The sequence below is a fragment of the Pseudomonas sp. 2822-17 genome (genome assembly GCF_002742485.1).
Classification (GTDB): Bacteria; Pseudomonadota; Gammaproteobacteria; order Pseudomonadales; family Pseudomonadaceae; genus Aquipseudomonas; species Aquipseudomonas cyclaminis.
The window spans coordinates 206,728-227,680 of record NZ_LJRZ01000760.1; the positions used below are offsets into that span (position 1 = coordinate 206,728).

Annotated in this window: 21 protein-coding genes and 1 pseudogene; 14 read left to right on the forward strand and 8 right to left on the reverse strand. The window is 59.9% G+C overall.

The features are described from left to right. The 12 genes from nuoE to AOA60_RS27540 all read left to right on the forward strand — a co-directional run bounded on the left by nuoE (position 1) and on the right by AOA60_RS27540 (position 12,899). A complete protein-coding gene (gene nuoE / locus AOA60_RS27485; RefSeq protein WP_099587017.1) occupies positions 1-498 on the forward strand; it encodes an NADH-quinone oxidoreductase subunit NuoE in 498 nt (165 codons plus the stop codon). Then, positions 495-1,850 (forward strand): NADH-quinone oxidoreductase subunit NuoF, encoded by a 1,356-nt coding sequence (gene nuoF, locus AOA60_RS27490; protein WP_099587018.1) that lies wholly within the window; start codon positions 495-497, stop codon positions 1,848-1,850. Before nuoE ends, nuoF begins: the two co-directional genes overlap by 4 nt. Before the next feature lie 135 nt (positions 1,851-1,985). Then, the gene (nuoG, locus tag AOA60_RS27495; RefSeq protein WP_099587019.1) at positions 1,986-4,700 is read left to right on the forward strand and encodes an NADH-quinone oxidoreductase subunit NuoG; all 2,715 of its coding nucleotides are present in this window, start codon (positions 1,986-1,988) and stop codon (positions 4,698-4,700) included. Beyond that, entirely contained in the window at positions 4,697-5,704 is a 1,008-nt protein-coding gene (gene nuoH / locus AOA60_RS27500) for an NADH-quinone oxidoreductase subunit NuoH (RefSeq protein ID WP_003174724.1), read from the forward strand. The genes nuoG and nuoH overlap by 4 nt, the downstream gene beginning before the upstream one ends. A gap of 11 nt (positions 5,705-5,715) precedes the next feature. Then, complete coding sequence (nuoI, locus tag AOA60_RS27505; protein WP_003174725.1) at positions 5,716-6,264, forward strand: NADH-quinone oxidoreductase subunit NuoI; 549 nt, start codon at positions 5,716-5,718, stop codon at positions 6,262-6,264. Between the two features lie 9 nt (positions 6,265-6,273). Further along, positions 6,274-6,777 (forward strand): NADH-quinone oxidoreductase subunit J, encoded by a 504-nt coding sequence (nuoJ, locus tag AOA60_RS27510; RefSeq protein WP_003174726.1) that lies wholly within the window; start codon positions 6,274-6,276, stop codon positions 6,775-6,777. Between the two features lie 2 nt (positions 6,778-6,779). Then, complete coding sequence (gene nuoK / locus AOA60_RS27515) at positions 6,780-7,088, forward strand: NADH-quinone oxidoreductase subunit NuoK (RefSeq protein WP_003174727.1); 309 nt, start codon at positions 6,780-6,782, stop codon at positions 7,086-7,088. Continuing rightward, positions 7,085-8,938, forward strand: coding sequence for an NADH-quinone oxidoreductase subunit L (gene nuoL, locus AOA60_RS27520; protein WP_099587020.1), 1,854 nt, complete (start codon positions 7,085-7,087; stop codon positions 8,936-8,938). Before nuoK ends, nuoL begins: the two co-directional genes overlap by 4 nt. A gap of 64 nt (positions 8,939-9,002) precedes the next feature. Further along, positions 9,003-10,535: an NADH-quinone oxidoreductase subunit M gene (gene nuoM, locus AOA60_RS27525; RefSeq protein ID WP_003232072.1), complete on the forward strand. Its 1,533-nt coding sequence runs from the start codon at positions 9,003-9,005 to the stop codon at positions 10,533-10,535. Between the two features lie 7 nt (positions 10,536-10,542). Further along, positions 10,543-12,006, forward strand: a complete 1,464-nt coding sequence (gene nuoN, locus AOA60_RS27530) for an NADH-quinone oxidoreductase subunit NuoN (protein ID WP_099587021.1) — start codon at positions 10,543-10,545, stop codon at positions 12,004-12,006. Between the two features lie 238 nt (positions 12,007-12,244). After that, positions 12,245-12,595: a toxin gene (locus AOA60_RS27535; RefSeq protein WP_099587041.1), complete on the forward strand. Its 351-nt coding sequence runs from the start codon at positions 12,245-12,247 to the stop codon at positions 12,593-12,595. Continuing rightward, a complete protein-coding gene (locus AOA60_RS27540; protein WP_099587022.1) occupies positions 12,585-12,899 on the forward strand; it encodes a DNA-binding transcriptional regulator in 315 nt (104 codons plus the stop codon). Before AOA60_RS27535 ends, AOA60_RS27540 begins: the two co-directional genes overlap by 11 nt. Before the next feature lie 65 nt (positions 12,900-12,964). On the opposite strand, the gene AOA60_RS27545 is transcribed toward AOA60_RS27540, so the two are convergent. Both AOA60_RS27545 and AOA60_RS27550 read right to left on the reverse strand, forming a co-directional pair. Then, positions 12,965-13,717: an outer membrane beta-barrel protein gene (locus AOA60_RS27545; RefSeq protein WP_099587023.1), complete on the reverse strand. Its 753-nt coding sequence runs from the start codon at positions 13,715-13,717 to the stop codon at positions 12,965-12,967. A gap of 123 nt (positions 13,718-13,840) precedes the next feature. Then, positions 13,841-14,680, reverse strand: coding sequence for an arylamine N-acetyltransferase (locus AOA60_RS27550; RefSeq protein WP_099587024.1), 840 nt, complete (start codon positions 14,678-14,680; stop codon positions 13,841-13,843). A gap of 120 nt (positions 14,681-14,800) precedes the next feature. On the opposite strand from AOA60_RS27550, the gene AOA60_RS27555 reads away from it, so the two are divergent. After that, the gene (locus tag AOA60_RS27555; protein ID WP_099587025.1) at positions 14,801-15,037 is read left to right on the forward strand and encodes a DUF6555 family protein; all 237 of its coding nucleotides are present in this window, start codon (positions 14,801-14,803) and stop codon (positions 15,035-15,037) included. 45 nt (positions 15,038-15,082) lie between these two features. Here the strand turns inward: AOA60_RS27555 and AOA60_RS27560 are convergent, their stop codons facing one another. Together AOA60_RS27560 and AOA60_RS27565 are read right to left on the reverse strand one after the other, a co-directional pair. Next, on the reverse strand, positions 15,083-15,283 hold the full coding sequence (locus tag AOA60_RS27560) for a DUF6021 family protein (RefSeq protein ID WP_099587026.1): 201 nt from the start codon (positions 15,281-15,283) through the stop codon (positions 15,083-15,085). A gap of 12 nt (positions 15,284-15,295) precedes the next feature. Next, positions 15,296-15,475, reverse strand: coding sequence for a hypothetical protein (locus AOA60_RS27565; protein WP_032889724.1), 180 nt, complete (start codon positions 15,473-15,475; stop codon positions 15,296-15,298). A gap of 133 nt (positions 15,476-15,608) precedes the next feature. Here AOA60_RS27565 and AOA60_RS27570 point away from each other — a divergent pair, with 133 nt between their 5' ends. Further along, a complete protein-coding gene (locus AOA60_RS27570; protein ID WP_099587027.1) occupies positions 15,609-16,130 on the forward strand; it encodes a DUF3087 family protein in 522 nt (173 codons plus the stop codon). A gap of 1 nt (position 16,131) precedes the next feature. Here AOA60_RS27570 and AOA60_RS27575 read toward each other — a convergent pair whose 3' ends face one another. The 4 genes and pseudogenes from AOA60_RS27575 to AOA60_RS27590 all read right to left on the reverse strand — a co-directional run. Then, positions 16,132-17,253, reverse strand: coding sequence for an MFS transporter (locus AOA60_RS27575; RefSeq protein ID WP_099587028.1), 1,122 nt, complete (start codon positions 17,251-17,253; stop codon positions 16,132-16,134). Positions 17,254-17,323: 70 nt separating this feature from the next. Beyond that, positions 17,324-18,688 (reverse strand): MFS transporter, encoded by a 1,365-nt coding sequence (locus tag AOA60_RS27580; protein ID WP_099587029.1) that lies wholly within the window; start codon positions 18,686-18,688, stop codon positions 17,324-17,326. Positions 18,689-18,917: 229 nt separating this feature from the next. Continuing rightward, positions 18,918-19,853 carry a hypothetical protein gene (locus AOA60_RS32425; RefSeq protein WP_143522571.1) on the reverse strand — a complete coding sequence of 312 codons (936 nt, stop codon included), beginning with the start codon at positions 19,851-19,853 and terminating at the stop codon, positions 18,918-18,920. Between the two features lie 11 nt (positions 19,854-19,864). Then, a pseudogene (locus tag AOA60_RS27590) lies at positions 19,865-20,953 on the reverse strand (hypothetical protein); the annotation flags it as partial.

Here is a 20,953-nt window from a genome sequence, read left to right on the forward strand (position 1 = left end):
ATGAACAGCACGCTTATCCAGACAGACCGTTTCACCTTGAGTGAAACCGAGCGCTCGGCCATCGAGCACGAGCTGCATCACTACGAAGACCCGCGCGCGGCGTCGATCGAAGCCTTGAAGATCGTCCAGAAGGAACGTGGCTGGGTGCCGGACGGCGCCCTCTACGCCATCGGCGAGATCCTCGGCATCCCCGCCAGCGACGTTGAAGGCGTGGCCACGTTCTACAGCCAGATCTTCCGTCAGCCGGTGGGCCGCCACATCATTCGCGTATGCGACAGCATGGTGTGCTACATCGGCGGCCACGAATCGGTGGTCGACGCGATCCAGGGCAAGCTGGGCATCGGCCTCGGCCAGACCACCGCCGACGGCCGCTTCACGCTGCTGCCGGTGTGCTGCCTGGGCAACTGCGACAAGGCGCCGGCGTTGATGATCGACGACGACACATTCGGTGACGTGCAAGCATCCGGCGTGACCCAATTGCTGGAGGGCTACCCATGACCCTTACATCTTTCGGCCCGGCCAACCTGATCAAGCGTTCGCCCGAGACCCATCCGCTGACCTGGCGCCTGCGTGACGACGCCGAGCCGGTCTGGCTCGACGAGTACCAGGCCAAGAACGGTTACGCCGCCGCGCGCAAAGCCTTCGCCGACATGGCCCAGGACGACATCGTCCAGACCGTGAAAGACGCCGGCCTCAAGGGCCGCGGCGGTGCAGGCTTCCCCACGGGCGTGAAGTGGGGCCTGATGCCCAAGGACGAATCCATCAACATCCGCTACCTGCTGTGCAACGCGGATGAAATGGAGCCGAACACCTGGAAAGACCGCATGCTGATGGAGCAACTGCCCCATCTGCTGATCGAAGGCATGCTGATCAGCGCCCGTGCACTCAAGACTTACCGGGGCTATATCTTCCTGCGTGGCGAATACACCACCGCCGCCAAGCACCTCAACCGTGCCGTGGCAGAAGCCAAGGCTGCCGGCCTGTTGGGCAAGAACATCCTCGGTTCCGGTTTTGACTTCGAACTGTTCGTGCACACCGGTGCCGGACGTTATATCTGCGGTGAAGAGACCGCGCTGATCAACTCCCTCGAAGGCCGACGCGCCAACCCGCGCTCCAAGCCGCCCTTCCCTGCCGCCGTCGGCGTGTGGGGCAAGCCGACCTGCGTGAACAACGTCGAGACCCTGTGCAACGTGCCGGCGATCATCGCCGACGGTGTGGACTGGTACAAATCGTTGGCCCGTGAAGGCAGCGAAGACATGGGCACCAAGCTCATGGGCTTCTCCGGCAAGGTCAAGAACCCTGGCCTGTGGGAGCTGCCGTTCGGCGTGACCGCACGCGAGCTGTTCGAGGACTACGCCGGCGGCATGCGCGACGGCTATACCCTGAAAGCCTGGCAGCCAGGCGGCGCCGGTACCGGTTTCCTGCTCCCTGAGCACCTCGACGCACAGATGTATGCCGGCGGCATCGGCAAGGTCGGCACCCGGATGGGTACTGGCCTGGCGATGGCGGTGGACAACACCGTGAACATGGTCTCGCTGCTGCGCAACATGGAGCAGTTCTTTGCCCGTGAATCCTGCGGCTTCTGCACCCCGTGCCGCGACGGTCTGCCGTGGAGCGTGAAATTGCTGATGGCGTTGGAAAATGGCGAAGGCCGCGAGGGTGACATCGAAACCCTGCTGGGCCTGGTCGGTTTCCTCGGCCCTGGCAAGACCTTCTGTGCTCACGCACCGGGCGCCGTGGAGCCATTGGGCAGCGCAATCAAATACTTCCGCTCGGAGTTCGAAGCCGGCATCGCGCCTACCAGCGCCGCCGTCCCGCCTCTGGCAAGGCCGATCGTAGTCGGCGCGTAACGCTTTAAAAGGCGAAGGGTCCGTGCCCTTCGCCTTCTCATGTGCTGACGCCTTGAAGGCTGTGTAGATGCATATGAATAACAAGATTCCATTAGCCACGCCCGCTGACAACGGGCCAACGAAGAACTTTGAACCATGGCCACTATCCACGTAGACGGCAAAGCGCTTGAAGTCGATGGGGCAGACAACCTGTTACAGGCGTGTCTGTCACTAGGCCTCGACATCCCGTATTTCTGCTGGCACCCCGCGCTTGGTAGCGTCGGTGCCTGTCGCCAGTGTGCGGTCAAGCAATACACCGACGAGAACGACACCCGTGGTCGTATCGTCATGTCCTGCATGACCCCAGCCACCGACAACACCTGGATCTCCATCGAAGATGAAGAATCCAAGGCGTTCCGCGCCAGTGTCGTCGAGTGGCTGATGACCAACCACCCCCACGACTGCCCAGTCTGTGAGGAAGGCGGTCACTGCCACCTGCAAGACATGACGGTGATGACCGGCCACAACGAGCGCCGTTATCGCTTCACCAAGCGTACCCACCAGAACCAGGACCTCGGCCCGTTCATTTCCCACGAAATGAACCGCTGCATCGCCTGCTACCGCTGCGTGCGTTTCTATAAAGACTACGCAGGCGGCACCGACCTGGGCGTCTTCGGCGCCCACGACAACGTGTACTTCGGTCGCGTTGAAGACGGCGTGCTCGAAAGCGAGTTCTCCGGCAACCTCACCGAGGTCTGCCCGACCGGTGTGTTCACCGACAAGACCCACTCCGAGCGCTACAACCGCAAGTGGGACATGCAATTCGCGCCGAGCATCTGCCATGGCTGCTCCAGCGGTTGCAACATCTCGCCCGGAGAGCGCTACGGTGAACTGCGTCGCATCGAAAACCGCTTCAACGGTTCGGTCAACCAGTACTTCCTGTGCGACCGTGGCCGTTTCGGCTACGGCTACGTCAACCGCAAGGATCGCCCGCGCCAACCGCTGCTGGCCGATGGCGCCAAGCTGAGCCTGGACGAGGCGCTGGATAAAGCCGCCGACCTGCTGCGCGGCCGCAATATCGTCGGTATCGGTTCGCCCCGCGCCAGCCTCGAAAGCAACTACGCGTTGCGCGAGCTGGTGGGTGCCGAACACTTCTACAGCGGCATCGAAGCCGGTGAGTTGGTACGCATCCGCCTGGTCCTGCAAGTGCTGAACGACAGCCCGCTGCCTGTGCCAAACATGCGTGACATCGAAGACCACGATGCGATCTTCGTGCTCGGTGAAGACCTGACCCAGACCGCCGCCCGCGTGGCCCTGTCCCTGCGTCAGTCGGTCAAGGGCAAGGCTGAAGAGATGGCCGACGCCATGCGCGTACAGCCGTGGCTCGACGCCGCCGTGAAAAACATCGGCCAGCACGCGCTGAACCCGCTGTTTATCGCCAGCATCGCTGAAACCAAGCTCGACGACATCGCCGAAGAATGCGTCCACGCAGCGCCCGACGACCTGGCCCGTATCGGCTTCGCCGTCGCCCACGCCCTCGACGCCAGCGCGCCTGCCGTCGAAGGCCTGGACGCTGAAGCCGTTGAACTGGCCCAGCGCATCGCCGACGCCCTGCTCGCCGCCAAGCGCCCGTTGATCATTGCCGGCACCTCGTTGGGTTCCAAGGCGCTGATCGAAGCCGCTGCCAACATCGCCAAGGCCTTGAAGCTGCGCGACAAGAACGGTTCCATCAGCCTGGTGGTGCCGGAAGCCAACAGCCTCGGCCTGGCCATGCTCGGTGGTGAGTCCCTGGACGCCGGCCTGCAAGCCGTGATCGACGGCACTGCCGATGCGATCGTGGTGCTGGAAAACGACCTGTATACCCGCACCGATGCCGCCAAGGTTGACGCTGCGCTGAACGCCGCCAAAGTGCTGATCGTGGCCGACCACCAGAAGACCGCCACCAGCGACCGCGCTCAGTTGGTACTGCCAGCGGCGAGCTTCGCCGAAGGTGACGGCACCCTGGTCAGCCAGGAAGGCCGTGCCCAGCGCTTCTTCCAGGTGTTCGATCCAAAATACATGGACGCCAGCATCCTGGTTCACGAAGGCTGGCGCTGGCTGCATGCCCTGCGCGCGACCCTGCTGAACCAGCCGATCGACTGGACCCAGCTCGACCACGTGACCGCCGCCGTCGCTTCCAGCGCACCGCAGTTGGCACGGATTGTCGACGCTGCGCCGTCCGCCGCGTTCCGCATCAAGGGCATGAAACTGGCCCGTGAACCGCTGCGTTACTCCGGTCGTACCGCCATGCGCGCCGACATCAGCGTGCACGAACCGCGTACGCCGCAAGACAACGACACCGCGTTCGCCTTCTCCATGGAAGGTTACTCGGGTTCGGTCGAGCCCCGTCAACAGGTGCCGTTCGCCTGGTCGCCGGGCTGGAACTCGCCGCAAGCCTGGAACAAGTTCCAGGACGAAGTCGGTGGTCACATCCGCGCTGGCGACCCGGGCACCCGCCTGATCGAAAGCACCGGTGATTCGCTGAATTGGTTCGCTGGCGTACCGCGTCCGTTCAACCCGGCCCAGGGCACCTGGCAGGTTGTGCCGTTCTTCCACCTGTTCGGCAGCGAAGAGAACTCTTCCAAGGCCGCGCCGGTGCAAAGCCGCATCCCGCAAGCCTACGTCTCGGTGGCCAAGTCCGAAGCCGACCGCCTCGGCGTCAACGACGGCGCCCTGCTCAGCGTGACCGTGGCCGGCCAGACCCTGCGTCTGCCGCTGCGCATCAATGAGGAGTTGGGGGCTGGCCTGGTTGCACTGCCTAAAGGCCTCGCCGGCATTCCGCCTGCGATCTTCGGCAAAACCGTTGACGGTCTGCAGGAGGCAGCGCAATGACTTGGTTCACGCCGGAAGTAATTGACGTGATCATTTCGGTGGTCAAGGCCATCGTGATCCTGTTGGCCGTGGTCGTGGCGGGCGCCCTGCTCAGCTTCGTCGAACGTCGCCTGCTGGGCTGGTGGCAGGACCGTTACGGTCCGAACCGCGTTGGCCCATTCGGCATGTTCCAGATTGCCGCCGACATGCTGAAAATGTTCTTCAAGGAAGACTGGACCCCGCCGTTTGCCGACAAGGTGATCTTCACCCTGGCACCGGTCGTGGCCATGAGCGCCTTGCTGATCGCCTTCGCGATCATCCCGATCACCCCGACCTGGGGCGTGGCGGACTTGAACATCGGCTTGCTGTTCTTCTTCGCCATGGCCGGCCTGTCGGTCTACGCGGTGCTGTTCGCCGGTTGGTCGAGCAACAACAAGTTCGCCCTGCTGGGCAGCTTGCGTGCTTCGGCGCAAACCGTATCCTATGAAGTGTTCATGGGGTTGGCACTGATGGGCATCGTGGTGCAGGTTGGCTCGTTCAACATGCGCGACATCGTCGAGTACCAGGCGCAGAACCTGTGGTTCATCATTCCGCAGTTCTTCGGCTTCTGCACCTTCTTCATCGCTGGCGTGGCCGTGACTCACCGTCACCCGTTCGACCAGCCGGAAGCGGAACAGGAACTGGCCGACGGTTACCACATTGAATATGCCGGTATGAAGTGGGGCATGTTCTTCGTTGGTGAGTACATCGGCATCATCTTGATCTCGGCCCTGCTGGTGACGCTGTTCTTCGGCGGCTGGCACGGTCCGTTTGGCATCCTGCCGCAGTTGGCCTTCTTCTGGTTCTTCCTGAAGACCGCGTTCTTCATCATGCTGTTCATCCTGCTGCGCGCCTCGATTCCGCGCCCGCGTTATGACCAGGTGATGGATTTCAGCTGGAGATTCTGCCTGCCGCTGACCCTGATCAATTTGCTGGTGACGGCTGCCGTCGTGTTGTTGAACACGCCAGCTGCCGCGGTTCAGTGAGGATTTGACCCATGTTCAAATATATTGGCGACATCGTTAAGGGTACCGGTACCCAGTTGCGAAGCCTGGTGATGGTGTTCGGTCACGGCTTTCGCAAACGCGACACCCTGCAATACCCCGAAGAAGCGGTGTACCTGCCGCCGCGCTATCGCGGCCGCATCGTACTGACCCGCGACCCCGACGGCGAAGAGCGTTGCGTAGCCTGCAACCTGTGCGCCGTAGCGTGCCCGGTGGGTTGCATCTCCCTGCAGAAAGCTGAAACCGAAGACGGTCGCTGGTACCCGGACTTCTTCCGCATCAACTTCTCGCGCTGCATTTTCTGCGGCCTCTGCGAGGAAGCTTGCCCGACCACCGCGATACAGCTGACCCCGGATTTCGAGATGGCCGAGTTCAAACGTCAGGACCTGGTGTACGAGAAAGAAGATCTGCTGATCTCTGGTCCCGGTAAAAACCCTGATTACAACTTCTATCGTGTTGCAGGTATGGCCGTTGCCGGGAAGCCGAAAGGCGCCGCACAAAACGAAGCCGAGCCGATCAACGTGAAGAGCTTGCTGCCTTAAGGAAGAAAGATGGAATTCGCTTTCTATTTCGCGTCGGGTATTGCAGTGGTGTCCACGCTTCGCGTGATCACCAACACCAACCCCGTGCACGCCCTGCTCTACCTGATCATTTCGCTGATCGCCGTGGCCATGACCTTCTTCAGCCTCGGCGCACCGTTCGCCGGTGTCCTGGAAGTGATCGCCTACGCCGGCGCCATCATGGTGCTGTTCGTGTTTGTGGTGATGATGCTCAACCTGGGGCCGGCTTCGGTCGCCCAGGAACGTGTCTGGCTCAAGCCCGGCATCTGGCTCGGCCCGGTTGTCCTCGCAGCCCTGCTGCTGGGTGAACTGCTGTATGTGCTGTTCGCGCACCAGAGCGGCCAGGCCATCGGCCACACCACCGTAGACGCGAAAGCCGTGGGCATCAGCCTGTTCGGCCCGTACCTGCTGGTGGTCGAACTGGCTTCGATGCTGCTGCTCGCGGCAGCCATCACCGCCTTCCACTTGGGCCGCAACGAAGCCAAGGAGCAATGACGATGCCTGCTATCCCTTTGGAGCATGGTCTGGCGGTCGCCGGCATCCTGTTCTGCCTTGGCCTGGTCGGCCTGATGGTTCGCCGTAACATTCTGTTCGTGTTGATGAGCCTGGAAATCATGATGAACGCCGCTGCACTGGCATTTATCGTGGCGGGCGCACGTTGGGGCCAGCCGGATGGACAAGTCATGTTCATCCTGGTGATCAGCCTGGCAGCCGCCGAAGCCAGTATTGGCCTGGCGATCCTGCTGCAACTGTATCGTCGCTTCCACACGCTTGATATCGACGCTGCCAGTGAGATGCGCGGATGAACATGATCTTTCTGACTTTCGTATTTCCCCTGATCGGTTTCCTGCTGCTGTCGTTCTCCCGTGGACGCTGGTCGGAAAACCTCTCGGCCTTGATCGGCGTGGGTTCCATTGGCCTGTCGGCCATCGTGACCGCCTACGTGATCTGGCAATTCAACGTCGCGCCACCGGAAGGCGGCCATTACACCCTGGTGCTTTGGCAGTGGATGTCGGTGGAGGGCTTCAAGCCCAACTTCGCCCTCTACGTCGACGGCCTGTCGATCACCATGCTCGGCGTGGTGGTGGGTGTCGGCTTCCTGATCCACCTGTTCGCGTCCTGGTACATGCGCGGCGAAGCGGGCTACTCGCGCTTCTTCTCGTACACCAACCTGTTTATCGCCAGCATGCTGTTCCTGGTGCTCGGCGATAACCTGTTGTTCCTGTACTTCGGCTGGGAAGGCGTGGGCCTGTGCTCCTACCTGTTGATCGGTTTCTACTACAGCAACCGCAACAACGGTAACGCGGCACTCAAGGCATTCATCGTTACCCGGATCGGCGACGTGTTCATGGCCATCGGCCTGTTCATCCTGTTCCAACAGGTGGGCACGCTGAACATCCAGGAACTGCTGGTGCTGGCGCCGCAGAAATTCCAGGTCGGCGACTTCTGGATCACCCTGGCGACCCTGATGCTGCTGGGCGGCGCTGTCGGTAAATCCGCGCAACTGCCACTGCAAACCTGGCTGGCGGACGCGATGGCCGGCCCTACCCCGGTGTCGGCACTGATCCACGCCGCAACCATGGTGACTGCCGGTGTCTACCTGATCGCCCGTACCCACGGCCTGTTCACCCTGGCGCCGGACATCCTGCACCTGGTGGGCGTGGTCGGCGGCGTGACCCTGGTACTGGCCGGCTTTGCCGCGCTGGTGCAGACCGACATCAAGCGCATCCTCGCCTACTCGACCATGAGCCAGATCGGCTACATGTTCCTGGCCCTGGGCGTCGGCGCCTGGGACGCGGCGATCTTCCACCTGATGACCCACGCCTTTTTCAAGGCCCTGCTGTTCCTGGCCTCCGGTGCGGTGATCGTGGCCTGCCACCACGAGCAGAACATCTTCAAGATGGGCGGCCTGTGGAAGAAACTGCCGTTGGCCTACGCCAGTTTCATCGTCGGTGGTGCCGCCCTGGCCGCCCTGCCGCTGGTGACCGCCGGTTTCTATTCGAAGGACGAAATCCTCTGGGAAGCCTTTGCCAGCGGTAACCAGAACCTGCTGTACGCAGGCCTGGTGGGTGCGTTCATGACCTCGCTGTACACGTTCCGCCTGATCTTCATCACGTTCCACGGTGAAGCCAAGACCGAAGCGCACGCAGGCCACGGCATCTCCCACTGGTTGCCACTGTCGGTACTGATCGTGCTGTCGACCTTCATCGGCGCCCTGATCACCCCACCATTAGCCGGTGTACTGCCGGAAAGCGCCGGCCATGCCGGTGGCGCCGCCAAGCACAGCCTGGAAATCGCCTCGGGGGCCATCGCTATCGCGGGTATCCTGCTGGCCGCCCTGTTGTTCCTCGGCAAGCGTCGCTTCGTGACCGCCGTGGCCAACAGCGGCATCGGCCGCTTCCTGTCGGCCTGGTGGTTCGCTGCCTGGGGCTTCGACTGGATCTACGACAAACTGTTCGTCAAGCCTTACCTGGCCATCAGCCATGTACTGCGCAAAGACCCGCTCGACCAGACTATCGGTCTGATCCCGCGCGCCGCCAAGGCCGGTCACACCGCCCTGAGCCGCAGCGAGACCGGCCAACTGCGCTGGTACGCCGCGTCCATGGCGGTCGGTGCCGTGCTGGTCATCGGCGCCATCGTTGTCGTGGCGGTCTGACTATGTCCATGCACATTGCGTACATTGCGAACTTTGCAAACCTGCGAAAGGAAACGAGCCTGTCATGATTCTGCCCTGGCTAATCCTGATCCCCTTTATCGGCGGCCTGCTCTGCTGGATGGGTGAACGCTTCGGCGCCACCCTCCCCCGCTGGATCGCGTTGCTGACCATGTCCCTGGAACTCGCGCTCGGCCTCTGGCTGTGGGCCCACGGTGACTATTCATTTGCTCCGGCACCGGGTGTCGATCCAACTTTCGCGCTTGAATTCAAGCACGTGTGGATCCAGCGCTTCGGCATCAACGTGCACCTGGCCCTCGACGGCCTGTCGCTGTTGATGATCCTGCTGACCGGCCTGCTGGGTATCCTCTCGGTACTCTGCTCCTGGAAAGAGATTCAGCGTCACGTGGGCTTCTTCCACCTGAACCTGATGTGGATCCTGGGCGGCGTTGTCGGCGTGTTCCTGGCGCTGGACCTGTTCATGTTCTTCTTCTTCTGGGAAATGATGCTGGTGCCGATGTACTTCCTCATCGCGCTCTGGGGTCACAGTTCTTCGGACGGCAAGAAAACCCGGATCTACGCGGCGACCAAGTTCTTCATCTTCACCCAGGCTTCCGGCCTGATCATGTTGGTGGCGATCCTGGGTCTGGTACTGGTCAACTTCAACAGCACGGGCGTGATTACCTTCAACTACGCCGACCTGTTGAAAACCAAGATGTCCCTGACCACCGAGTACATCCTGATGCTGGGCTTCTTCATCGCCTTCGCGGTGAAGCTGCCGGTGGTGCCGTTCCACTCCTGGCTGCCTGACGCCCACGCCCAGGCGCCGACTGCCGGCTCCGTGGACCTGGCCGGTATCCTGCTGAAAACCGCTGCCTACGGCCTGCTGCGTTTCGCCTTGCCGCTGTTCCCGAATGCCTCGGCCGAATTCGCGCCGATTGCCATGACCCTGGGTCTGATCGGGATCTTCTACGGTGCGTTCCTGGCCTTCGCGCAAACCGACATCAAGCGTCTGATTGCCTTCTCGTCCGTTTCCCACATGGGTTTCGTACTGATCGGCATCTACTCCGGCAGCCAACTGGCGCTGCAAGGCGCGGTGATCCAGATGCTGGCCCACGGTGTTTCGGCCGCTGCACTCTTTATCCTGAGTGGTCAGCTGTACGAGCGCCTGCACACCCGTGACATGCGTGAAATGGGTGGCGTGTGGTCGCGCATTGCGTACCTGCCAGCGATCAGCCTGTTCTTCGCCGCCGCGTCCCTGGGCTTGCCGGGTACCGGTAACTTCATCGGCGAGTTCCTGATCCTGATGGGTGCCTTCGTGCAAACGCCGTGGATCAGTGCGATTGCCACCTCCGGCCTGGTATTCGGTTCGGTCTACTCGCTGATCATGATCCACCGCGCCTACTTCGGCCCGGCCAAGTCCGACACTGTCCTGCAAGGGATGGATGCGCGCGAACTGATCATGGTGCTCGGCCTGGCGGTACTGCTGATCTACATCGGCGTGTACCCGCAACCGTTCCTGGACACTTCTGCCGCAACGATGCATGGCGTGCAGCAGTGGTTCGGCACCGCCTTCTCTCAACTCGCTTCGGCCCGGTAAGAGCGCTATGGAATTCACGATCCAACACTTTATCGCGCTTGCGCCGCTGCTGATTACCAGCCTCACCGTTGTGGCGGTGATGCTGGCAATCGCCTGGCGCCGCAATCATTCGCAAACGTTCCTGCTGTCCTGCGCCGGGTTGAACCTGGCCCTGCTGTCGATCATCCCGGCCCTCAAGGTCGCGCCACTGGCGGTCACGCCATTGATGATGGTCGATGACTTCGCACTGCTGTACATCGCGCTGATCCTGGTCGCGACCCTGGCCTGCGTCACCCTCGCCCACGCCTATCTCGGCGAAGGCGGCACCGGCTACCCTGGCAACCGCGAAGAGCTGTACCTGCTGATCCTGCTGGCCGCGGCCGGCGGTATCGTGCTGGTCAGCGCACAGCACCTGGCGGGCCTGTTCATCGGCCTGGAACTGCTGTCGATCCCGACCTACGGTCTGGTGGCCTATGCCTTCTTCAACAAGCGTTCCCTGGAAGCCGGCATCAAGTACATGGTGCTGTCGGCCGCCGGTTCCGCGTTCCTGTTGTTCGGTATGGCGTTGCTCTACGCCGAAGCCGGTAGCCTGAGCTTCACCGGGATCGGCCACGCCCTGGCCGCCACCAACAGCCCTGCGCCGATTGCCCAATTGGGCCTGGCGATGATGCTGATCGGCCTGGCGTTCAAGCTCTCCCTGGTGCCGTTCCACCTGTGGACCCCGGACGTGTACGAAGGCGCCCCGGCGCCGGTGGCTGCGTTCCTGGCCACGGCGTCCAAGGTCGCTGTGTTTGCGGTGATGGTGCGTCTGTTCCAGATCTCGCCTGCCGCCAACACCGGCGTGCTGAGCAACGTGCTGACCGTGATCGCCATTGCGTCGATCCTGTTCGGTAACCTGCTGGCCCTGACCCAGAACAACCTCAAGCGTCTGCTGGGTTACTCGTCCATCGCCCACTTCGGCTACCTGCTGATCGCCCTGGTGGCGAGCAAAGGCCTGGCCGTGGAAGCCATCGGCGTGTACCTGGTCACCTACGTGATCACCAGCCTCGGCGCATTCGGTGTAATCACCCTGATGTCGTCGCCGTACAAAGGCCGGGACGCGGACGCCCTGTACGAATACCGCGGCCTGTTCTGGCGCCGTCCGTACCTGACCGCCGTACTGACCGTGATGATGCTGTCCCTGGCCGGGATCCCGCTGACTGCGGGCTTTATCGGCAAGTTCTACATCGTCGCCACCGGTGTAGAAGCCCACGAGTGGTGGTTGGTTGCATCCCTGGTCCTGGGTAGCGCCATCGGCGTGTTCTACTACCTGCGCGTGATGGTCACTCTCTACCTGATCGAGCCCAACCTGCGTCGTGTGGATGCCGAGCTGCATTGGGAACAGAAGGCAGGCGGCGTGATGCTGCTGGCCATCGCCCTGCTCGCGTTCTTCCTGGGCGTGTACCCGCAACCGTTGCTCACCTTGGTGCAGCACGCGGTGCTGGGTGTTTGATCGAATAGCTGATGCAGTAAACAAAACGGCGCCTTCGGGCGCCGTTTTTGCATTCCGGGAAACGCGTTCTTTACCCTCATCCACTCACAGAAATTTCCTTCCTTATCCAGTTCCTCGTCTGGCATCCCCCCATAAAAAGCAATCGCATGGTGGTCGCGTTTTAGGAAAACTCCCACAACAGGGTCACTTGACCCATAGCGAGTGGGCTACCAAACTATACGCAGGCTACGTACAGAACATGGATGCTCTATTTATCGAACTGCCAGCCTTCGAGCGTCATCGCAAGGACTATCTAAGCGACGAGCTTTTCCACGGTTTTCAACAGGAGTTAATGAAGAATCCACAAGCGGGCGACGTGATTGAAGGGACAGGTGGTCTGCGAAAGGTCCGCTTCGTTGATGAGCGGCGAAACAAAGGCAGGCGCGGTGGCCTGCGGGTCATCTACTACTGGTGGTCGGGAGGTACGCAGTTCTGGTTATTCACGCTGTACGGCAAACACGAACAGGACGACCTGACACCACAACACAAGAAAGCCCTAAAACAGATGCTGGACAGGGAAATCAAAGCGAGAACACAACATGAAACGTGAAATCTTTTCCGAACTGGTCGAAGGCTTCGACGCGCTTGCGGACGAACGCCAGGGCAAAGTCACCCTGCGTACCCACAAGGTCCATCTCAACAAACTGGCGCCGCTGACCGCCGAAGAAGTCATCGCCGTGCGCCAGCAACTGAACCTTTCACGGTCGGTGTTCGCCCTGTACCTGCGCACCAATACCCGTACGCTGGAAAACTGGGAACAAGGGCGGGCCAAGCCCAATGCACAGGCCACCACCTTGATCCGCCTGGTAGCGCGCTTCCCGGAAACCGTAGCGCAACTGGCGGCCTTGAGCTGATACCGCTCAGGCAAAAAAAAACGCCCCGAAATCACATCGGGGCGTTTTTTTTCAAACGCACTACCTTAGAACGCAATACCTACCTTGACCCCATACTCATCACGCTTGAGCCGGGTATTATCGGCAACTTCCGAGTCGGCATCCAGCTTGTACTCGGTGCGCGTGTAATACAGCCCGGCCATCACTGGCAGATCGCCCTTCTGGTTCATCAGCAGGCTGACTTCGGCATACGGGTTGGTGCGGTCCTTGAGGTCCACGGTGTCGCTGCCAAAGCCGTCGACCTTGATCCGGGTGCGGCCATCGAGGGTCCGGCGGGCACCGGCTTCGACGCGCAGGGTCATGTCGTCGAACTGATGGTTGTAACCCAAGGCGGCCTTGGCGAATGGCGATTTGTTGGTGAGCTCCAGGTCGTTGTCGTTGGAGTCCAGCTCGTAACGGGTCCAGCTGTAGCCGCCGCCCACGATCACGTCGACAAAGTTGCGTGCATCCAGCGCGGCACGCCAGCCGAGGTCGAGGTCAGCCTGGCCTTCCTTGAGTTTGTTGTCGCTCTTCTTGCCGTACTTGGCTTCGATACCGGCCTGGTAAATAAAGCCCGATTCGGCCGTGAGCTTGTTACCGAAGTTGTAGAACAGGCCCGCCTCCGGCATGTGGTCTTTATCACTTTGGCTACCGCCCTCAAGCTTGAAGTCGTTGTAGCTACCCAGGAGCCCGAAGGTAGAAATCGGGTCAGTGGACGGTGCGGCGAACACCACGGCTGGAGCGGCGACCAGCGCCAGCAGTGAGGAATTTTTGAGGAAGTTTCCGAATAGTTTGGACATCGTTTACATCTCCTTGTCTGGTGGGCAAATTATTCAGGCACCGCTTCGAGCCCGAATTGGCAGCAAAGGTTCGAAAAAATTTGCCCCCACCTGGAGGTAAAACGGTTCAGCGATGGCTCTAGGTCAAGACTCCTGGCGTGCAGCCGTTACCAAGCCATCAAGGGTTGAATCAAGCTGAGGGTGAACCGGCACGCGAATCCCGAAGGCAGTGCCGAGCACGTCCAGGAGCTCCTCGCTGCTGCGGATCACGCGCTTGGCACTCGGTCGATCCCGGTAGTGAATCGCATAGTGGGCGTTGTTCAAGGTGTGGCGTTCGCCCGCTGCCAGCCGTGCGACTTTCAATTGGCCCAGGAACGGCGAACCCGGATGGGTCGAGACGTACCAGTTGCCGATTTCGTAATCGATGACCGCCTGCACTTGCAGGTCGAACACATACAAGCCACGCCACTCCCCTGCAACCTGGGCCCATAAGGTGTAGCTGCCCTCCTGCTCATTGAGTGTCAGGCGATACGGTTCATGGGCCGTGGCCTGCACGGCTTGCGTGTCCAACAGCAACGGGCTGCTGGGCACCATGCCGCCAAAGCCGACGTCGGTGATGTAGCGCACGCCGTCCAGGGTGACCAGGCTCAGGCGGTGGGTGCGTGCGGTGCGCGCCTGCGGCGGCCCGCCCATGACCACCCGCCCGGTAATGCCGCGCGCGTCAAAGCCCAGTTCCTGCAACAGCGCCAGGAACATCTGGTTCAGTTCATAGCAATCCCCGCCGCGCCCATCGAACAGGACTTTGTGCTCGACACTCGGTAAGTCTATCGGCACCGGCAAGTGCAGCAGGGTCGACAGGCTTTCAAACGCGAAGGTGCACACATGGCGCAGTTGCAGATCCTGCAGGGTTTGCAGGGTGGGCGGCGGCGGCGAATCGTAACCCAGGCGTTGCAGGTACAGATGGCTATGGTTCAGGCGGGGCATGGCACAGTCCTTGGGCACACGAAGAGTGCGCCACTATGCCGCGCCGGTGTGCAGGTTGTCATTTTGAATGAACCTTTCTGAACGCTTCAGCCTCCATTTATAACAAGACAGGGAGGCAACATGAGTACCGCAAAAATCTACACCATCCACTACCAACTGCACGGTCAAGCGAAGTCCTTTGTCGTACGCGCCGGGGTGATGAACAACGCCGAAGCCTGGCACTGGGCTGCGGTCGATGCTGACATTGCCCATGTCAGCCGTATCGGCCGCGTTGGCCACGAGCAGGTGAAAAAAACCACCCGGCCCTGGGCTGAAAAGTACGGCATCACTGATGTCAGCTGGACACCACCCAAATAAACGAAGGCCCCGCTCGCTGGCGGGGCCTGATTACCGATAACGCTGCTATTTCTTCAAGTCGCCCAACGGATCGTAGGGCGGCTTTTTTTTCGCTTCGTCCTTGTCCTTTTTATCCAGCGGGGCGATGGCCGGACCTACCGGATCGACCTGCGGGTCAGCCACATCCGGCGAGTCTGGATCAAATCCCAGCTCATCCTTGCCACTGGCGTGTTCGTTGGAGGGGGGCCCATCCGAGTGCTTGTTCATCATGGTCTCCTGTTATAGCGGGCGAGCTTTGTCGTGGAGGTTTTCCAGGTCTTCTTCGACGCGCTCCACATCATCATGATCGTCACGTTCTTTCGGATCATTGGGGCGCAAGGCATCGTTGTCGCGCTCTTCTTCACCGGGGGTGCGGTCAGGGTCGGGTGTACCGGGCGGTGGTTGCTTGTATTCGGGCATGGTCGTTCACCTCAGAGGGACTTCACCGATTTAGAGAAACTGCCACAGATCATGGTTCAACTTGATTGCCCCACCGCTGACCGCTGACCATGAGAAGATGCCCCACCCTTCCCGCCCTGGAGACCTGACCCGGATGTTCGAGCTCAAACCCTGCGACCCCGCTGTCTACCGCCAACAGACCCGCCGCAGCACGCTGATTGTGGCCGTGGTGTTCCTGACCCTGGCCATGGCGCTGTCGAGCCTGGCAGTGATGCTGTTCGGCGAGGCCGGCGGCGATAACTTTCGCTTCAATGTCGGCGGTGTGTTCGCTGGCGTGCTGATCACCGTCGCCCTGGTGCGTGGCCCGTTCTGGACCCAGTCCTGGTTGGCTGCGGCGGTGTATGGCTGGCACCTCAAGCGCAATCTGATGCGCGTGACCAATGTGATGCACAAGGTCACCGAACACGTGCAGGCCAATGATCCGACGGCGATGAAAGTGCTGCGTTTCTACCACCTGGGGCTGACGCAGATGCATGCCCTGGACGCAAACTCCAGCGCCCAGGCGCAACTGGTCGGCGAAATGGATGCACATCAAGCCAAGATGCGGGCGCTGGGAATCGACACCGAACAGACCCGTTTCGACCCCACGTGGCTGGACGGTTTCAAAAACACTTGAGTCATCTGCCCCGCCAGCAGAACAGCGCACTCACCGCAATCGCCGCCCCGGCCACGCCAAATACCAGCGGCGCCGAGGCCACCGGAAAAAGCAACCCCGCCAGCAGCGGCCCCAGGCCCGCACCGATGTCGCGCCAGACCGCATTCGACGCCAGCGCCGAGACCCGCATCGAACCGGGGTTGCGCTCGGCGACCAAGGTGGTCACCAAGGGCAGTTGCAACGCACGCAGCACCAGCACCGCCGCCGCACCGATAATCACCCAGTAACTGCCGAAAGCGCTCAAGGCCAAGGCACTCAGAAACGAAAACAGCAGCAACATCGAGGTGGCGCCGAACCGCTGCGCCGCACGACCGCCCAGGGGGCTCAGAAGCATCTCCGAGACATAGCGCAGGGCCATCAAGCCGCCAGCAATCAACACCGCGTCGCCGCCGAGGATTTTCTGGGCCTGGATCGACAGGCCAAAGATAAACAGCCCATCCAGCGCCACGCCCTCGATAAACGACCACAGCGCCACACTGTCCGGCCACTTGAAGCGCCGCCCCGGTGTGCTGTGCAAATCATGCCCGGCGCTGGGCAAACCACGCGCCATCCACAGGCCTGCCAGGCAGCAACCGGCGAGTATCACAAAGATCGGACGCGGCCCGGCCCACAGCGTCAGCCACCCACCGAGCGGCAACGCCAGCATTGGCCCCCAGGCGATCAAGGCCCGCGAGCGCCCGGCGCGACGTGCGGCACCCTCCGGCTCAGCGGTGGCCAATACTTGGGTCGACAGGTTCAACGCGGCAAAACACAAGCCCCACACCAGCCGCAGTCCGAGCAACGCAGCGAAGCCGGACAGCACCGAGTTGCCCAAGGCACACAGCGTAGCGGCACCGGCGGCGATCATGCAGGTCAGGCGATCACCGTTGCGCGCATAGAAATTCAGCACATGCCGGTAGCCGAAAATCCGCACCAGACGGTTGGCCGCCAGCAACACGCCGGCTTGGGCCAGGGTGATGCCGAAGGCCTGGGATTCCATAGGCAGCAACAGGTAGAGCAACACGTCGCTGGGCAGGCACAACGCCAGGGTCAACGCGGCGCGGCGGGAGGTGGTGTCGGCAGTGCGTTGAGCCTGGCTGGACATAAACCTGAAACATCCCGAAATATTCAGCTCGCCAAGGTAGCCTCTCTGAACCGCGTTTTACAACGCCCCGTTACGTCTTTTTCCCATAAGGCAGCAAACGCAAACCACTGGCCACGCTGCCTACCAGCGCAAAGGCACAGCCCAGCCACAACGCCGCGTGCGGACCGCCGGCCTGTGACAGATGGAAACACAACGCCACCAGCGACGCGCCCAGCGTCTGCCCCAGCAAGCGTGAAATCGCCACGATGCCGCTGGCCCCGCCACTGCGCGCCAGCGGTGCACTGGTCATCAAGGCCTTGAGATTGGGCGATTGGAAAAAGCCAAACCCGGCACCGCATAACGCCATGCGCCAACCGATATCGAAGGCCGACGCGCCGCTGCCCAAGGTCGCCAACGCGGCCATCCCCACGCTCAACATCAACAGGCCGATGCCGCACAGCAGGCCCAGGGACACACGGTCGGCGAGGCGCCCGGCAACCAGCGCCATCACCGCCACCACGGCCGGCCACGGCGTCATCAGGAAACCGGTTTCCACCTGGCTATGGCCGAGTACTGCCTGCAGCAGAAACGGCAGCGACACAAAGGCCAGGCCCTGGGCACTGAAGGCGCAGATCGCGGTGACAGAAGACAAGGCAAACACCGGCCGCCTGAACAGATCCAGGGCCAGCATCGGCGCCGGATGACCGGCCTGGCGACGCAGCAATAACCCGCCGCACAACAGCGCCACGGCAATCAAGCCCAAGGTCAGTGCGGCTTGGGCACCGTGCACCGCCGTGCCCAGGCCCAACACCAACAAAGCGAACAAACCCGCACATAACACGGCCGCCAGTCGGTCGAACGCGTGCCCGGTCATGGGCAGCGTCGGCAATGAACGCACGCCAAGTGCCAGGGCCAACAACCCCAGCGGCACATTGATCAGGTACAGCCAATGCCACGTCGCCACCGACAGGATCGCCGACGCGGCAGTCGGCCCCAAGGTAAACGCCAACCCCACCACCAACGAGTTGTAACCGAGGCCGCGCCCGAGCATTTTCGACGGGTAGATGTGCCGCAGCAACGCCGTGTTCACGCTCATGATCGCCGCTGCCCCCAACCCTTGCACCACCCGCGCCGCGGTGAGGGTTTCCAACGAACCGGCCAACCCGCAAAACAGCGACGAGACGATAAACAGCAGCAACCCGCCCAGGTACACGCGGCGATGCCCAAGCACGTCGCTCAGCGACGCAAATGGCAGCACCGTGGCAATAATCGCCAGCTGGTAGGCATTGACCACCCAGATCACCGAGGCCGAATCGGTGCCGATCCCCTCGGCCAGGGTAGGCAATGCCGTGTTGACGATGGCCGTGTCCAGGGTCGCCATGCCGATCCCCAAGGAGATCGCAATTACGGCCGGCAGGCGTTTATTGAGGGGCAGGCCATCGGCGGCAGAAGACATTAACGATCCGGACAGGATGGTGAAGGCGTTTAGATTACGGGTTGATGGTTTTTTTTTCAGTGGGGAATTGCGTGGCTGTCGAAATTTTCATAAAAGGGGGCCGATGAACCTGCCGATCACGCTCTAGGTCGCAGTCGTGGTGGCCTGACCACCAAACGTCCTATAATCGGCATAGGCTGCATAACTATTTTTCCATGCGAGCTGAATTAACCCCTTTCCTTTATGGAAGCTATTGCACTTCTAAGTTCTCTTTCGGCTCACAAAAATCAACATCCTGACATCGCACCCACTTCTCTACCAGGCGTCCTCCTTTTTGCTGATAGCGAACTTCAACAAAAGAATTTATCGACTTTAAGTAAATAGCAACGACATCACCACGAATCAGATAAGCCTTGGTAACCCCTAGCGAAGAAGGTGACACGTACAAGTAAGCCCTTTCTGAAACAATTGACTTTTTAGTCCAACCGCTTATATCCACCCTAGCAGATAATGCTGTATTTTTAGGCAGCATACCTGCTTTATTCATCGCAGTTTTCAACTTGGAAAAATTGATGGTATCGCCGTCACGCGCCAACAGCTCCAACATATCAAGATATGTCTCTTTATTCACATCACGGGGTGGATCACAAGCCAGAAGATTGTCAAAAGCTGTCCCCTCTAAAAAATATGCAAGGACTCTAGGCGAGGAAACCTGAATCAGATCTTTCCGTCCGGAAGCATAGTCGTTGTAGACCTTATCGATCGTTGGCGCATCCTTAGTGAAATCATATCCATTACTTAGTGAACTATTCCATTGACTAGCGCCACCCCAACTTCCTCCACACCGCTCTCCGACAGACACATCAACAACACAACCATCAGACATTCTTACAAACGCACAAAGATACTTCTTATTCAAACCATTCTCACCTACACCCACTTCAGAAAAATTAACTATTGAAAAGGATTTATCAGGCGATAGATCTCCAGAGCCATATCGGCCATCGTAATTAAAACTCAACCCCTCATCAAATACTTCAAAAACATCTCCTGCGCTCGACTTATACACTAAAGACCCCAACCCATCATCCGAATAAACCAGCGAGCCGAATACACCCTGAAGATCTTTTGCCATTAACCCTGAGGAAGTTAAAGCAGCCAAAGCAAACAAAATATAACTTCTCATCACAGCACTCCTCATAACAAACTTCGAAGATGCACGTAGCGCTCGCTTGGCGAATTCATGCTACGAGAGGGGCCATAAATCTCTATTAACTCTTTTTCGTATTGCTGGCTATTCTCTCCCCACTGACTAGGGTCTGAGCTCAACCCAGGGTGGCGACTAAGCAATATGTCAATCGCACTTTTGAGGCTACGCGGCACGTTGCCGGGCGCGTTCACATCGTGATCAAGAACCAGAGCACGTCCGAGTCGTGACTGGAAGAAGTCACTTGCGGGATTAACGTAATCAAGAGGTAACTTCGAGAGAGCCACCCTCATTCGAGCAATAAAATCAACCACTTGTTTCTTCTGGAACTCGTCATGAAGCATCGCACTCGCAATCGAAGCCAGAGCTTCTGACGTTTTTGGGAACTCAGAGTCATTTTGACCAAATTCTTTTTTTATAAAGTCGTACAATGCCTTTCCAGTTATATATTCATTCCCCGTGTCTCTGGACGAGTAATAAATTCTTTTCCCATTAGCCTCTTGCCTGATGGACCAACCACACCGTGCAAAAATCTCTTCAAATAAATCCGGGTTATCTGCTTGAAATTCACTTATCTGCTTGGGTAACTCTCCGTAACCTTCAGGAGTGACAGTTTTCTGCATCGCCCCAGCACTAAATGTTTGCCAATCCCAAGCTTGAATTGCATCCATAGCCCCTTCATTCGATGACATCGCAATTACAATGGCCTTTTCATCCGCCGTTGCTTTTCCCTTACTGATCAAGTCCTCCCAACCTGCAAATTTATTTAATTTCTTGGTCCCATGGTATACGGGCCCATAATACGTCTCATCAGGATATCCTCTCCTCTTTCTAACCCACCTGTATCTAGAAAACTTAATCTCTAAGCAACAGCCACAAGCGCACCCATTCCTCGTGAGAAACTGTCCCACCAACCCCACCGGATGCAAGTAATAAACCTGCCCATCCACCGGTAATCCAACGCCCTGCGCCACCTCATTCCACCAACTGATCTCCCTGATCCGCTCCTTTTCCGCCACCCAGTTTAAAAGTGGAGTCGAGCCGCTATGCCCCACTACATCGTCCAGTGCGTCCCACTT

What these genes read in the sequence shown, in the direction of transcription:
- nuoE (WP_099587017.1), top strand. Translation starts at nt 1, where the DNA reads ATGAACAGCACGCTTATCCAGACAGACCGTTTCACCTTGAGTGAAACC.
- nuoF (WP_099587018.1), top strand. Translation starts at nt 495, where the DNA reads ATGACCCTTACATCTTTCGGCCCGGCCAACCTGATCAAGCGTTCGCCC.
- nuoG (WP_099587019.1), top strand. Translation starts at nt 1,986, where the DNA reads ATGGCCACTATCCACGTAGACGGCAAAGCGCTTGAAGTCGATGGGGCA.
- nuoH (WP_003174724.1), top strand. Translation starts at nt 4,697, where the DNA reads ATGACTTGGTTCACGCCGGAAGTAATTGACGTGATCATTTCGGTGGTC.
- nuoI (WP_003174725.1), top strand. Translation starts at nt 5,716, where the DNA reads ATGTTCAAATATATTGGCGACATCGTTAAGGGTACCGGTACCCAGTTG.
- nuoJ (WP_003174726.1), top strand. Translation starts at nt 6,274, where the DNA reads ATGGAATTCGCTTTCTATTTCGCGTCGGGTATTGCAGTGGTGTCCACG.
- nuoK (WP_003174727.1), top strand. Translation starts at nt 6,780, where the DNA reads ATGCCTGCTATCCCTTTGGAGCATGGTCTGGCGGTCGCCGGCATCCTG.
- nuoL (WP_099587020.1), top strand. Translation starts at nt 7,085, where the DNA reads ATGAACATGATCTTTCTGACTTTCGTATTTCCCCTGATCGGTTTCCTG.
- nuoM (WP_003232072.1), top strand. Translation starts at nt 9,003, where the DNA reads ATGATTCTGCCCTGGCTAATCCTGATCCCCTTTATCGGCGGCCTGCTC.
- nuoN (WP_099587021.1), top strand. Translation starts at nt 10,543, where the DNA reads ATGGAATTCACGATCCAACACTTTATCGCGCTTGCGCCGCTGCTGATT.
- AOA60_RS27535 (WP_099587041.1), top strand. Translation starts at nt 12,245, where the DNA reads ATGGATGCTCTATTTATCGAACTGCCAGCCTTCGAGCGTCATCGCAAG.
- AOA60_RS27540 (WP_099587022.1), top strand. Translation starts at nt 12,585, where the DNA reads ATGAAACGTGAAATCTTTTCCGAACTGGTCGAAGGCTTCGACGCGCTT.
- AOA60_RS27545 (WP_099587023.1), bottom strand. Translation starts at nt 13,717, where the DNA reads ATGTCCAAACTATTCGGAAACTTCCTCAAAAATTCCTCACTGCTGGCG.
- AOA60_RS27550 (WP_099587024.1), bottom strand. Translation starts at nt 14,680, where the DNA reads ATGCCCCGCCTGAACCATAGCCATCTGTACCTGCAACGCCTGGGTTAC.
- AOA60_RS27555 (WP_099587025.1), top strand. Translation starts at nt 14,801, where the DNA reads ATGAGTACCGCAAAAATCTACACCATCCACTACCAACTGCACGGTCAA.
- AOA60_RS27560 (WP_099587026.1), bottom strand. Translation starts at nt 15,283, where the DNA reads ATGAACAAGCACTCGGATGGGCCCCCCTCCAACGAACACGCCAGTGGC.
- AOA60_RS27565 (WP_032889724.1), bottom strand. Translation starts at nt 15,475, where the DNA reads ATGCCCGAATACAAGCAACCACCGCCCGGTACACCCGACCCTGACCGC.
- AOA60_RS27570 (WP_099587027.1), top strand. Translation starts at nt 15,609, where the DNA reads ATGTTCGAGCTCAAACCCTGCGACCCCGCTGTCTACCGCCAACAGACC.
- AOA60_RS27575 (WP_099587028.1), bottom strand. Translation starts at nt 17,253, where the DNA reads ATGTCCAGCCAGGCTCAACGCACTGCCGACACCACCTCCCGCCGCGCC.
- AOA60_RS27580 (WP_099587029.1), bottom strand. Translation starts at nt 18,688, where the DNA reads ATGTCTTCTGCCGCCGATGGCCTGCCCCTCAATAAACGCCTGCCGGCC.
- AOA60_RS32425 (WP_143522571.1), bottom strand. Translation starts at nt 19,853, where the DNA reads ATGAGAAGTTATATTTTGTTTGCTTTGGCTGCTTTAACTTCCTCAGGG.